The following is a 12,556-nucleotide window of genomic DNA, read 5'->3' as shown; positions in this document are numbered from 1 at the left end:
GAGCGACGGGAGGCACGGTGCGGCGTCCGCACCGTGCCTCCCGTTCGTCAGGTCGTCAGCCCGTCAGGAGTGCCCGCCTCACTCGCTCGTCGACACCCAGTCGATGAGCAGGTTGCCGCTGGCGCCCCAGTTGCCGGTCTGGAACATGAACCGGTGCGGGGTGGTCGGGACGTCGTGGGTGACCGTCCCGATGACCTTGCCGTCGACCTTGTAGGTGACCGACTTCCCCGGGTCCCAGTCGACCGTGTAGGTGTGCCAGTCACGCCACGAGACCCCCGTGGGGATCTGGACGCGCTCGGCCTCCTGCCCCGGCGTCATCGAGTGGTGGAACGCCATCGGCTCCGACTCGAAGTTGCCCTCGGGGAAGTCGATCTCCCCGTCGGACCACTTGTTCGAGGTCGGCCACAGCATGAACGCCGCGCCGTTGCCGTCGCCACCGGTCGCCTTCGCGCGGACCGAGAAGGACCCGCCGACGTGGTCGTACGCGCCGGTCTTCGTGCCGAACGTGCCGGCCGTGCCCGCGCCGCCGAGACGGGCGTCGAGGACGCCGTCGTGCACGGTGACGGTCTGGCTCGGGGCGTAGATCCCGGAGGTGCCGTCCGGGTACGGCTGCCACGCCTGCTGGTACAGGTTCGCGACGTTGCCGAGCGACGCCGAGAGGTCGAAGTCCTCGACGAACGAAGCCTGCGGGGGCGTCGCGCCGCTCGGGTCGTCCGCCTGGGCGTCGGCCGATGCCTGTTCGGTCGGCTCGTCGCTCGGTGTCGCGGTGGGGGTGTCGGTCGGGGTCGACTCCTCGATCGGCGCGCCCGTGGGGGTCGCCTCCGGGGTCGGGGTCGCGTCGTCCGACGGCGTGGTGTCGTCGGACGGGTCGGACGTCGCGTCGTCACCGGGGGTCGGGTCGACCGACGGCGACGCGGTCGGGGTGGGGGTCGGGTGCCAGTGGTGGTGCCAGCCCCACCAGGGGCTCGCGGAGGCAGCGGTCGGGACGCCGATGATGAGCGCGGCGGCGGCGGTCGTCGCGATGACGACGTTCCGGCGCTTCACCGGGCACTCCGTCCGTCGGCGGACAGGGGTGTTCTGCGCGCGCGGAAGCGCGTGGTCGAGACAGAGATGTCGAGCTCCTCGGAGGGTTCGGGATCGGGGGCGCAGGACGCGGGACGGACGCGGCGAGCGGTGGTGCCGGGCAGTGCTGTGGGGTGCTGTGGTGCTGCGCTCGGTGATGCGTCCTCGAACATTGTGCCTCATGTGTGCCCTGTTCGGGGGGTGTTGATGACCCCTCATCACCCAGTGCGCGATCCGGCGAGTACCACTGACCCCATGACTCCTCACCGGAACCCCTTCCGCGGCCGCCGTGCCGTCGTCACCGGAGCGAGTGGCGGCATCGGCCGATCGCTCGCCCTGCAGCTGGCCGACGGCGGCGCCGACCTCGTGCTGGTGGCCCGGTCGCAGGACGCCCTCGAGGCCGTGGCGTCCGAGGTGCGAGCGCGCGGGACGACCGCATCGGTGGTGGTCGCCGACCTCGCCACGACCGACGGCGTGGCGCAGGTGGTGCAGGCGCTCGAGGGGACACGGGTCGACGTCCTCGTGGCGAACGCGGGGGTCGGCGCCCACGGTCCGTTCGTCGACGAGTCGCCCGAGCGGACCGCCACGCAGATCGCCCTGAACTGCGCGGCGGTGACGGCCCTGACCCACGCGTTCCTGCCCGGGATGCTCGCCCGCGGGGTCGGCGGTGTGATGACGGTGGCGTCGACGGCGTCGTTCCAGCCGACCCCGGGGATGGCGGTCTACGGCGCGACGAAGGCGTTCGTCCTGTCGTTCACCGAGGCCCTGTGGCAGGAGACCCGCGGACGCGGGGTCCGCGTCCTCGCACTCTGCCCGGGACCGACCTCGACCGGCTTCTTCGACGCGGCCGGAGCCGGCAGCGGGGTGATGGCCCGCGGACGCCAGACGCCCGACGAGGTCGCCGCCGTCGGGCTCCGCGCGTTCGCCCGCGCGGGCGGCCCCACCGTGGTGTCCGGTGCCGGCAACCGGGTCACGGCGAACGCGCACCGGTTCGTGCCTCGAGGACTGATGGCGAGGATGTCGGCCCTGGTGACGGCCGGCTGAGGAGCGGTCAGTCGTAGCCGAGGACGACCCCGTCCTCGGCGGTCTCGTCCGTGCCCGGTCTCGGTTCGGTCAGCGGGTCCACGTGCCACCCCGTCGCGGCGTCTCCGGCAGGGTGTTCCAGACGTCCGCCCAGAGCAGCTCGAAGTCCACCGCACTGATCCGCCCGGCGAGCGCCGCCCGTTCGTACACGAGCAGCGCGTCGAGTGACCCCGCGAGCAGCCGGGCGTCCCCGTGTCCGCGGGGACTCCCGCCGCCGTGGAAGGTGGTCACCGTGAGCGTCCGGACCGAGGGCCGTGTCCGACGGGTCGCGCGCCGCAGGACGAGGAACCCGGAGCCGTAGAGCACGACGGACGAGAGGATCCCCCACGGCGCCGAGCCGTTCAGCGCGGCCATGACGCCGAGCGCGGGCAGCGCGCCGACCACGCCCCAACCGTGCAGGGCACGGAGCAGGAAGCGCTCACGGGGACTCGTGCCGGGCGGGAACACCACGAGCGTGCGGGAGCTCCACAGGGTGCGTCCGGCGGGGTGGACGGTCTCGCGGCCCCACACGTGCAGGTGGCGATCGCGGAGCGCGGCGAGCGGGAGGGGTGGCTTCGTGGGCGAGTGCACCTCGCCACCGTGCACCCGCACACGTCGAGCAGGCAGCACTCCTGACGGACTGCTCACTGCACGGTCCCGGATCCTGACGCGCCGCTCACCGGCCGGCCCAGTGCGCGGGCCGCTCGAGTGCGTCCGGGAGACGGGTCCGACCATCGCCACGCATCGCGTTGAGCTGCACCTGAGTCACGAAGAGCGGACGCGACAGATCGGCTCCTCCGCACCGTGCCCCACGGAGGTCGGCTCCGAGCAGGTCCGCATCGGTCAGATCGGCCTCGCGGAGGTCCGCGCCGATCGCGACCACCGAGCGGAGGTCGGCGCCGGACAGGTCACGGCCCCGGAGGGTCGCCCCGGCCAGATCGGTTGCCAGCGGCTCCCGCGAGGGGTATCCCCCGCGCACCTCGGCGCTGACGTCGACGAGGAGGTCGCGCACCGCGCCGTGGACCGCCTCGACGTCGAGCGCGAGCACGGAGGCGACACTCGTGAGCGCAGCAACGATGTCCGCCCGGAGCGCGTTCGCGGCAGCTCGGGCATCCGGGTCGAACGTGCGCTCGGACGCCTCGGCGAGGTACCAGAGCAGCTCGTGCAGCCTCCGGCTGATGCCGAACACCCGGAACTGCTCAGCGGCGATCGAGGGATCGTCGCGCCAGGTCACGCCGCGGTAGAGGTCCTGGGTGACGGCCTGCCCGGCGCCGAAGCACTCGAAGACCGTGCACCCGACGTACCCACGCGGCCGGAGTGCGTCGTGCACGGTGCAGGTGAAGTCGGCGTCGAGGTTGCCGCACGGTGTCCCCGCTGGCTTGTCGACGGGGAAGTCCGCGGAGCGCCGGAACCCGAGCGCGGTGCAGCAGAGGGCCGCGCAGGAGGAGCAGTCGGCGTGGAGTCGGGAGCGGTCAGGGGACGCGGAGGATGGCTGTGACGACATGGCGATCGGTCTTTCCGGGACAGAGGTTCGGTGGGTGCGGCGGCGGGGACCGGACGACACGGTCCCGTGGGCCGAGCATGCGACGACAGCGCTCCTCGTCACGGGAGCGGTCGGAACCACGGTGTGGGCTCTGGGTCACAGAGCTGAGAGACGGATCACTGGTGCTGACGATACCGCGGTCCGCCGGTCGGGGTTGCAGACCTGGCGGACTGCGGGTATACCTAAACCGGTTCAATGAAACCGGTTCAAACGATCCGGGACGACGCAGCGCCGCGAGGAGGCCCACGATGGAACGACGCCCCACCATCGTCGACGTCGCTCGGCAGGCCGGTGTCTCGAAGGGCCTTGTTTCCCTGGCGCTCAACGACCGTCCGGGCGTGAACCAGGCGACGAAGGAACGCATCCAGGCCGCCGCCGCCGAGATCGGCTGGCGACCGAACCCCGCCGCCCGCAGCCTGACCAGCCGCCGTGCGTACGCGCTCGGGCTCGTCGTGAAGCGCGACCCGCGCATCATCGAGACCGACCCGTTCTTCGCGGCGTTCATCGCCGGTCTCGAGACGGTCCTCGCCGACCGTGGGCAGGTCCTCGTGCTCAGCGTCGTGCCCGATCAGGATGCTGAGGAACGCGCGTACCGGTCGCTCGCGACCGACGGCCGGGTGGACGGGTTCATCCTCACCGACCTCCTCCGGAACGACCGCCGGATCGCACTGCTCGCCGAGCTCGGCATCCGTGGTGTCACGCTCGGCGAGCCCGACGTCCCGACGACCCTGCCCGCCGTCCGACGGGAGTACGAGCACGGCATCGACGAGCTCGTCCGGTACCTCGCCGACCTCGGGCACGAGCGGATCGCGCACGTCGCCGGCAACGAGGACATGCTCCACGGGCGTGCTCGGCGCGAGCAGTTCGAGCGCGTCGCCGCTGAGCTCGGGATCGACGGTCGGGTGGTCTCGACGGACTTCTCCCCCGAGCAGGGCGCGGAGGCGACGAGGACCCTCCTGGCGCTCGGCGACGACGACCGCCCCACCGCGATCGTCTTCGGCAACGACCCGATGGCGGTCGCGGGCATGGCGGTCGCGCAGGGTGCCGGCCTCCGGATCCCGGACGACCTGTCCGTCACCGGACTCGACGGCTCCCAGATCGGGCAGTACGTCTACCCGGCGCTGACCACGCTGGACAACGACCCGGTCGAGTGGGGGCGCGTCGTCGCGTCCACCCTGCTCGACCTCGTCGACGGCAACGACCCCGTCGACCGCACCCTCACCCCGGCACGGCTCATCGTGCGCGGGTCGACGGGTGCGCCCGCACCCCGGTACTGACGCCGGCCCCCACCAGGACGGACACGCGGAGCCCTGCAGCTCCGGACCCGCCCGGCACAGCACAGCACACCCGACCACCGACGAAGGAGTCACCATGCAACGGCGCATGCTCGCCATCGGGACCGCGATCGCCGCGGCCACCGCACTCGCCCTGACCGGATGTTCCGGCGGGGGCACCGCGTCCAACAGCGACGCGATGAAGGCCAAGGGCCCCATCACCATCTGGTACTCGAACAACGAGCAAGAGGTCCAGTGGGGCAAGGCCGCCGTGGCCTCGTGGAACAAGGACCACCCGGACCAGCAGGTCAAGGGCCAGGAGGTCCCGGCCGGCAAGAGCACCGAAGAGGTCATCGGCGCGGCCATCACCGCGGGCACGACGCCCTGCCTCGTGTTCAACAACCTGCCGGCAGCGACCGGCCAGTTCCAGAAGCAGGGCGGCCTCGTCGACCTGTCGAAGTTCAGCGGCGCGGACGCCTACATCGAGGCCCGCTCCGGTGACACCGCGGACCAGTACAAGTCCTCCGACGGCGACTTCTACCAGATGCCGTGGAAGTCGAACCCGGTGATGATCTTCTACAACAAGGCGATCTTCAAGAAGGCCGGGCTCGACACCGAGGACCCGAAGCTCAGCACCTACGACGAGTTCCTCGCCGCCGCCGCGAAGATCAAGGCCTCGGGCGCCGCGCCCTACGCGATCTACCCGACGCCGACGAGCGAGTTCTTCCAGCCGAACTTCGACTACCTGCCGCTCTACGCCGCCGCGACCGGCGGCAAGGGCATGGCGACGAAGGACGGCAAGGCGACCTTCGACACCCAGGCCGGCCGCGACGTCGCCGAGTTCTGGAAGACCGTCTACCAGAAGGGCTACGCGGGCACCGAGCAGCTGCAGGGCGACGCCTTCGCCACCGGCAAGGCCGCGATGGCGATCGTCGGACCGTGGGCGATCGCGTCCTACAAGGGCAAGGTCGACTGGGGCAGCGTGCCCGTCCCGACGAAGGACGGCATCTCCGCCGACCAGACCTGGACCTTCCCGGACGCCAAGAACATCGGCATGTACTCGTCCTGCAAGAACCAGGGCACCGCGTGGGACTTCCTGAAGTACGCCACGAGCAAGGACCAGGACCAGAAGCTCCTCGAGACGACGGGCCAGATGCCGATCCGGAAGGACCTCGCGACCACGTACGCCGAATACTTCTCGCAGAACCCCTCGTACAAGGAGTTCGGCTCGCAGGCGGCCCGCACGGTCGACGACCCGGCCGGCGCGAACACGATCGCCGCGCTCCAGGGCTTCCGTGACTTCTACACGAAGGCCGTCATCTCCGGGCAGGGCAACCTCGACTCGCAGCTGAAGGCCGCGGCGTCGAAGTTCACCCAGCAGATGCAGCAGCAGTAGGACGGGAGGCCCGGCTTGACCACGCAGACCGCGTCACGTGCGCGCGGGGTCACGCCGGGCAGCCCGACGGGCGGCGGCCGGAAGCCGCTGCTCGTCCGACTGCTCGGCAAGAACCCCCTGGGGTGGCTGTTCAGCGCCCCCTACCTGGTGTTCGTCATCGCGATCTTCGCCTACCCGGTGTGCTTCGCGGTGTACATGTCCTTCAAGGACTACTTCTTCGCCGCTCCCGGCGTGAACGTGGAGCGTCCGTGGGTCGGACTGCAGAACTACGTGCAGGTCTTCCAGGACCCGCAGGTGCTCCAGTCGTTCCGGAACGTCGGCGTCTTCCTCGTCATCAACGTGCCGCTCACGGTCGTGCTCGCCCTGGTGCTCGCCTCGGCGCTCAACGGCGCAGTGCGGTGGGGGACGTTCTTCCGCGTCAGCTACTACGTGCCCTACGTCACCGCGAGCGTCGCGGTCGTCGGCGTCTGGCTGTTCCTCTTCAGCCAGGGCGGGGTCGTGAACAGCGTCCTCGGCCCGCTCGCGCCGAGCCCGTCGTGGCTCAGCAACTCGGCCCTCGCGATGCCGATGATCGCGGTCTTCGTGACGTGGAAGCAGCTCGGGTTCTACATCCTGCTGTACCTCGCGGCGCTCCAGAACGTACCGAAGGAGCTCTACGAGTCGGCGTCCACCGACGGTGCGGGCAAGATCCGGCAGTTCTTCTCGGTGACCGTCCCGGGCGTCCGTCCCGCCACCGTGCTCGTGCTGCTGCTCAGCACGGTCACCGGCGCCAACCTGTTCACGGAGCCGTACCTGCTCACCGGTGGTGGCGGCCCGAACGGTGCATCGACGAGCCCCGTCCTGCTCATCTACCAGCAGGGCATCCAGCAGGGCCACCCCGGCTACGCGGCGGCCATCGGCATCGTCCTGATGATCGGCGTCCTGATCATCGCGTTCCTGCAGAACAGATTCGCCGGAGGGAGGGAATCATGACCGAGGCGACCATCCCCCAGGCTGCAGCCGAGCTGACGGAGACGACCCGTGCCTCCCGGCAGGACACCCCGAGGCGGCGGCGACCCCGCCGCATGGACGGGGTGCAGCTGACCCGCGGCCAGGCCGCGCTGCGCTTCGTCGTGCTGCTCGCCGGCGCGCTCCTGTTCCTGTTCCCGTTCTGGTACATGGTGATCGGCTCGCTCCAGCGCGAGCCGGACACGAGCGTCGCCGGGGCGTTCCCGAACCCGGCGAACATCGACCTGCACAACTACGCGCAGATCGACTCCCGGGTGGACCTGCTGCAGGGCCTCGTGAACTCCGGCATCTTCACGGCCGGGGTCGTGCTCTGCACCGTCGTGTTCGGCGTCCTCGCCGGGTACGCGCTGTCGGTGCTGCAGTGGAAGGGCCGCGGCGTGACGTTCGCACTCGCGCTGCTCGTGCAGGTCGTGCCGTTCCAGCTGCTCATGATCCCGCTGTACGTCCTCATCGCCCGCGACTACGGCCTGAGCGACAACTACCTCGGCATGATCCTGCCGTTCGCGATCAACTCCGCAGCGGTGGTGATCTTCCGGCAGTACTTCCTGCAGGTGCCGCAGGAGATCTTCGACGCCGCGCGCATCGACGGCGCCGGTGAGCTCCGAGTGCTCTGGAGCGTCGCACTCCCCCTCATCCGACCGGCGCTCGTCACCGTCGTGCTGGTCACGTTCATCGGGCCGTGGAACGAGTTCCTCTGGCCGTTCCTCATCACGAAGGAAGCCTCCATGCAACCGCTCGCCGTGTCCCTGGCGAACTACATCTCGAACGTCGCGTCCTCGACCGCGAACCCGTACGGCGCGATCCTCGCCGGCGCGGTCGTGCTCGCGGCCCCGGTCGTCGTGCTGTTCATCGTGTTCCAGCGGTGGTTCATCGCGACCGACATCGGGTCGGGGGTGAAGGGCTGATGCCGGCACTCACCACCGACCTGCTCGCCGAGGAGTACCAGCGGGCGCTCCGGCACACGAACGCACTCACCGACCGCATCTCGACCGACGACTTCTCGGCGCACTACGACGACCCGCCGACGTGGATGATCGGGCCGTTCCGTCGCGAGCCGTCCCTCACGTTCACCGCGCCGGAGTGGACCGACCCGACCGGCATCGGCTGGACGGCATCGTCGGTCTTCAACCCGACCCTCGCGGTCGCGCCCGACGCGCGCGGCACCGTGGTCGCGGTGGACTCCGGAACCGGCCTGGAGGCACGACACGCCCTCCACCTCGTCTACCGGGCGTCCCCGGTGAAGGAGTCGACGTCGTCCCGGATCGGGCACGCCGTCCTGACCGCGGACGGCTGGGTCGACGACGGCACACCGATCCTCTGGCCCACGGAAGCGAACGAGGGGCTCGGCGTCGAGGACCCGAAGCTCTACCGCGCCGAGGGGCGCTGGTGGTGCTTCTACAACGCGATCTGGGACACCCGCGGCACCGACCTCCGCGAGACGTACCCGGACGCGGGCGGAGTCGGGTGCGACATCGCCCTGGCGGTCTCCGACGACCTCGTGCGCTGGGAGAAGACCGGCATCGTCGTGCCGTACGAGGTCTCGCACCTCTGGGCGAAGGGGGCGGTGATCCCGCGCGACGACCTCGGCAACGCGGTCCGGATCGGCGGGGAGTACCTCATGTACGTCTCCGAGGGCTGCGGCGGGCAGCTGACCGTCGGGCACTCGGACGACATGCTGCACTGGACCTTCACGCACGAGGACTACCTCGACGTCGGCGCCCTCGGGCAGCACGTCCACGAGGTCGCGTGCGCCGTGGTCGACGGTGACCGTCTCGTGCTCGACTTCTTCCTCGCCGACCACGACGGGGCGTTCGCCGCGGGGCAGGCGCTGTACGCGCTCGACGCCCCGTTCACCCAGCTCGACGTGCACGCGGGCGGTTCGCTCGCCTGGGGCGGGCTGCTGCGATGGCCGACGCCGCACGGGCCGCGGGTGTTCGCGCAGGGGTGGGACGCCCCACGCGGCAGCCGTGAGCTGTACCTGTACCAGCAGGTGTCGGCATGACCCGGGTCGTCCCCGCGGAGGAGTTCCCCTACGGGCTCGAACGGGTCGGGCTCGTCATGGAGCCGCTCCGGGACGAACCGCTCGAGGCCGAGGGCGTCCTCAACCCGGGCAGCGGGCGCGGCCCCGACGGCGAGCTGTACCTCCTCCCCCGGCTGGTGGCCGACGGCAACGTCTCGCGCATCGGCATCGCCCGGGTCATCGTCGAGGACGGCGTCCCGAACGGTGTCGAACGACAAGGTGTCGTGCTCGAGCCCGAGCGGTCGTGGGAGATCGGCGCCGTGAACGCCGGCGTCGAGGACCCCCGGACCACCTGGGTGCCGGCGCTCGACCTGCACGTGATGACCTACGTGGCGTACGGACCGCTCGGCCCGCACACCGCGGTCGCCGTGTCGAGCGACCTCCGGACGTGGCAGCGGCTCGGACCGGTGCGGTTCGGGTACGACGACGCGCTCGACGTCGACCTGGCGATGTACTTCAACAAGGACTGCGTGTTCCTGCCGGAGCCCGTCACCGCCCCGGACGGCACGGAGAGTCTGGCCGTGCTGCACCGCCCCGGGTGGGACCTCTCCGAGGTCCGGCCGTCCGAGGGACTGCACCCGCCGGGCTGGGTCGAGGACACCCGACCGTCGATCTGGATCTCGTTCGTGCCGCTCGACCGGGTGCGCGAGGACGTCGGGGCCCTCGCCGAGTGGCGCGGGCACCGGGTCCTCGCCGGTCCGACGGAGGCCTGGGAGGAACTGAAGATCGGCGCCGGCCCCGCCCCGGTCCGGGTTCCAGAGGGCTGGCTGCTCCTGCACCACGGCGTCACCGGCGAACTCGTCGGATCGCTCGCGCAGCAGCAGCACGTGAACTACGCCGCCGGGGGCATGATCCTCGACGCCGAACGCCCGTGGGAGGTGCTCGTCCGGACGGCCGAGCCGCTCATGACCGCGGACACCGACGACGAGCGCTCGGGGATCGTCCCGAACGTCGTGTTCCCCACCGCCGTCGAGGAGATCGACGGCGTCCACCACGTCTTCTACGGCATGGCGGACTCCAAGATCGGCGTCGCACGACTCGTGCGGCGCTGATCACCCCCACTCCCCCTCGAACGAGGAGATGCAATGGTGCATCGCACCCTCCTGGCCGCGCTCGTCGCGGCCGCCACCGCCGCGGCGACCCTCGTCGCCGCCCCGGCCCAGGCGACCACCCCCGCGACCGCGACCGGCGCGACGGGCGGGAGCAGTGCCTCCCGGCCGGTCACGAACCTCGACCACCTGGACTTCCTGCTCGACGACGTCCCGCTGCCGGACGTCCCGGGCCACAGCACGTACCAGCAGGCCCAGGACCCCACCGCGACCGCGCCCTGGGTGTACGCGGACCGGAACGCCGACGGCACCTACCGCCGCGTCGGCGGCGGCACCCTCGACCCCGTGACCGGACACTGGGGACAGGGCGCGTTCGACGCGGACGACATCAGCCGCGCAGCCGTCGTCTACGTCCGCGACTGGCAGCAGAACGGCACGCCGTCGAGCCGGGAGCACGCACGGGAGCTCCTGCGCTCGCTCACCTACCTGCAGACCGACAGCGGGCCGGACGCCGGCAACGTCGTGCTCTGGCAGCAGACCGACGGCACCCTGAACACCACGCCGACGCCGCCGGACTCGCCGAACCCGTCCGACTCCGCGGACTCGTTCTGGGTCGGCCGCACCGTCTGGGCGCTCGGCGAGGCGTACCCGGCGTTCCGGCACGCCGACCCCGGCTTCGCCCGCTTCCTGCAGGACCGTCTCCGGCTGTCGCTCGGCGCACTGGAACGGCAGTCGCTCGCGTCGTACGGCCGTTACGACACTGTGAACGGATCGCGCGTCCCGTCGTGGTTGATCGCCGACTCGACGAGCGCCTCCGCCGAGGCCGTCCTCGGGCTGAGCGCGTACGTCCGGGCCGTCCCGGGTGACCGGCAGGCGCGCACCGTCCTCCAGCGGGAGACGACGGGCATCGCCGCGATGCAACGGGGCGACACGACCACCTGGCCGTTCGGCGCGGTCCTGCCCTCGGCGACGTCGCAGTCGACCTGGAACGCCTGGGGCGGGATGGCACCCGCAGCGCTCGCGACGGCGGCTGGCGTCCTGCACCGCTCGGACTGGCAGCGCGACGCGCAGCGCGAGACCGCACAGTTCGCCGCCGAGGTGCTCGCCTCCGGCGGTCCGGACAACGGGTGGACGCCGACGCCGTTCGACCGGACCCAGATCGCGTACGGCGCGGACTCGCTCGTGCAGTCGTTCCTCGCGGTCGGCGGGGCGGGGCAGGACCGCCTCGCCGCGATCGCTGCGGGCTGGTACTTCGGCGCGAACCCGGCCGGCGTCCCGGTGTACGACCGGACGACCGGCGCGTGCGTCGACGGGATCGCTGCCGACGGCACCGTGAACCGGGGCTGCGGCGCCGAGTCCGCCATCCACACGGCGCTCTCGATGCTCGCGCTCGACGCGCACCCCGCGGTGCGTGCCGAGGCCGAGACCGTCACGGACCGGACCGACGTCGACGGCATCACGACCGTGGAGGCCGAGGGCGGAGCGCTGCGTGACGGCGCCGCGATCGTCCGCCCGGACGGGGCGTGGACCGGCTCGGCGAACTGGTCGGGTTCGGCGTACGTGCACGCCCCGGCGGGCTCGACCGTGACCATCACGATCCCGGCCCTGCGGCAGGACACCCTGCTCTACCCGGTGGTGTCACAGGCCTCCGGTCCGGCCGGACGCACGGACTGGACGGTGCGCGGAGCAGACGGTCGGTCCCGGTCGCTCGGCTCGACACCGAACGGCGGCGTGGGGGCGCAGGGCACGGCGCCGACCTCGTCGTTCCTGCACCCGTTGACGCTCGCACGCACCGCTCCGGCGAGCACCACGACGATCACGGCGACCGTCCGCGGTGGGTCGGCGGACCTCGACGCGGTGCTGCTCCGGCCGGTGGTGTCGCACCTCGGGCTGGGGTCGGGTGCCGCGTCGCCGTCGGACCTGTTCGTGAACGGGACGACCTCGGCACGGTCGACCACGGCCACGTTCGCGGGTCGCTCGACCGTGTCGGTGTACGACCGGTCCGGTCGGCTCGTCCGGACGCTGCACGTCGGGTCGGGTGCGCAGCGGGTGCCGCTCGCCCCGGCAGGCTTCACGGTGGCCGCTCCGCGCTGACGCACCGTGCCGCACTCGCCGTGCGCGCGTGCCCCCCGACCGGGGGGG

At 71.5% G+C, this 12,556-nt stretch carries 11 protein-coding genes; 8 read left to right on the top strand and 3 right to left on the bottom strand.

Annotation, left to right across the window (positions count from 1 at the left end; genetic code table 11):
* Window positions 1–78 precede the first annotated feature (78 nt).
* Window positions 79–1,044, bottom strand: coding sequence for a family 16 glycosylhydrolase (locus ACSW7Y_RS04770; RefSeq protein ID WP_438125192.1), 966 nt, complete (start codon window positions 1,042–1,044; stop codon window positions 79–81).
* A gap of 273 nt (window positions 1,045–1,317) precedes the next feature.
* Here ACSW7Y_RS04770 and ACSW7Y_RS04765 point away from each other — a divergent pair, with 273 nt between their 5' ends.
* Entirely contained in the window at window positions 1,318–2,106 is a 789-nt protein-coding gene (locus ACSW7Y_RS04765) for an SDR family NAD(P)-dependent oxidoreductase (RefSeq protein ID WP_438125191.1), read from the top strand.
* Window positions 2,107–2,175: 69 nt separating this feature from the next.
* On the opposite strand, the gene ACSW7Y_RS04760 is transcribed toward ACSW7Y_RS04765, so the two are convergent.
* Together ACSW7Y_RS04760 and ACSW7Y_RS04755 are read right to left on the bottom strand one after the other, a co-directional pair.
* The gene (locus ACSW7Y_RS04760) at window positions 2,176–2,715 is read right to left on the bottom strand and encodes a DUF6611 family protein (protein WP_438125190.1); all 540 of its coding nucleotides are present in this window, start codon (window positions 2,713–2,715) and stop codon (window positions 2,176–2,178) included.
* Between the two features lie 85 nt (window positions 2,716–2,800).
* On the bottom strand, window positions 2,801–3,628 hold the full coding sequence (locus ACSW7Y_RS04755; RefSeq protein ID WP_438125189.1) for a pentapeptide repeat-containing protein: 828 nt from the start codon (window positions 3,626–3,628) through the stop codon (window positions 2,801–2,803).
* Window positions 3,629–3,915: 287 nt separating this feature from the next.
* Here ACSW7Y_RS04755 and ACSW7Y_RS04750 point away from each other — a divergent pair, with 287 nt between their 5' ends.
* The 7 genes from ACSW7Y_RS04750 to ACSW7Y_RS04720 all read left to right on the top strand — a co-directional run bounded on the left by ACSW7Y_RS04750 (window position 3,916) and on the right by ACSW7Y_RS04720 (window position 12,508).
* Window positions 3,916–4,944, top strand: a complete 1,029-nt coding sequence (locus ACSW7Y_RS04750) for a LacI family DNA-binding transcriptional regulator (protein WP_438125188.1) — start codon at window positions 3,916–3,918, stop codon at window positions 4,942–4,944.
* Between the two features lie 94 nt (window positions 4,945–5,038).
* Window positions 5,039–6,337, top strand: a complete 1,299-nt coding sequence (locus tag ACSW7Y_RS04745; RefSeq protein ID WP_438125187.1) for an ABC transporter substrate-binding protein — start codon at window positions 5,039–5,041, stop codon at window positions 6,335–6,337.
* A 15-nt stretch (window positions 6,338–6,352) separates the two neighbouring features.
* Window positions 6,353–7,309 (top strand): carbohydrate ABC transporter permease, encoded by a 957-nt coding sequence (locus tag ACSW7Y_RS04740; RefSeq protein WP_438125186.1) that lies wholly within the window; start codon window positions 6,353–6,355, stop codon window positions 7,307–7,309.
* A complete protein-coding gene (locus ACSW7Y_RS04735) occupies window positions 7,306–8,250 on the top strand; it encodes a carbohydrate ABC transporter permease (protein ID WP_438125185.1) in 945 nt (314 codons plus the stop codon). Before ACSW7Y_RS04740 ends, ACSW7Y_RS04735 begins: the two co-directional genes overlap by 4 nt.
* A complete protein-coding gene (locus ACSW7Y_RS04730) occupies window positions 8,250–9,347 on the top strand; it encodes a hypothetical protein (RefSeq protein ID WP_438125184.1) in 1,098 nt (365 codons plus the stop codon). The genes ACSW7Y_RS04735 and ACSW7Y_RS04730 overlap by 1 nt, the downstream gene beginning before the upstream one ends.
* Entirely contained in the window at window positions 9,344–10,417 is a 1,074-nt protein-coding gene (locus tag ACSW7Y_RS04725; RefSeq protein ID WP_438125183.1) for a glycoside hydrolase family 130 protein, read from the top strand. Before ACSW7Y_RS04730 ends, ACSW7Y_RS04725 begins: the two co-directional genes overlap by 4 nt.
* Before the next feature lie 33 nt (window positions 10,418–10,450).
* A complete protein-coding gene (locus tag ACSW7Y_RS04720) occupies window positions 10,451–12,508 on the top strand; it encodes a hypothetical protein (RefSeq protein ID WP_438125182.1) in 2,058 nt (685 codons plus the stop codon).
* The last annotated feature ends 48 nt before the right edge of the window (window positions 12,509–12,556 follow it).

This window comes from Curtobacterium flaccumfaciens, assembly GCF_051548005.1.
Classification (GTDB): domain Bacteria; phylum Actinomycetota; class Actinomycetes; order Actinomycetales; family Microbacteriaceae; genus Curtobacterium.
The sequence above is the reverse complement of the archived record's forward strand: the minus strand, read 5'-3'. Positions and strand labels throughout refer to the sequence as shown.

Coding starts and splice junctions, on each gene's coding strand:
- ACSW7Y_RS04765 (WP_438125191.1), top strand. CDS start 1,318: ATGACTCCTCACCGGAACCCCTTCCGCGGCCGCCGTGCCGTCGTCACC.
- ACSW7Y_RS04755 (WP_438125189.1), bottom strand. CDS start 3,628: ATGTCGTCACAGCCATCCTCCGCGTCCCCTGACCGCTCCCGACTCCAC.
- ACSW7Y_RS04750 (WP_438125188.1), top strand. CDS start 3,916: ATGGAACGACGCCCCACCATCGTCGACGTCGCTCGGCAGGCCGGTGTC.
- ACSW7Y_RS04745 (WP_438125187.1), top strand. CDS start 5,039: ATGCAACGGCGCATGCTCGCCATCGGGACCGCGATCGCCGCGGCCACC.
- ACSW7Y_RS04735 (WP_438125185.1), top strand. CDS start 7,306: ATGACCGAGGCGACCATCCCCCAGGCTGCAGCCGAGCTGACGGAGACG.
- ACSW7Y_RS04730 (WP_438125184.1), top strand. CDS start 8,250: ATGCCGGCACTCACCACCGACCTGCTCGCCGAGGAGTACCAGCGGGCG.
- ACSW7Y_RS04725 (WP_438125183.1), top strand. CDS start 9,344: ATGACCCGGGTCGTCCCCGCGGAGGAGTTCCCCTACGGGCTCGAACGG.
- ACSW7Y_RS04720 (WP_438125182.1), top strand. CDS start 10,451: ATGGTGCATCGCACCCTCCTGGCCGCGCTCGTCGCGGCCGCCACCGCC.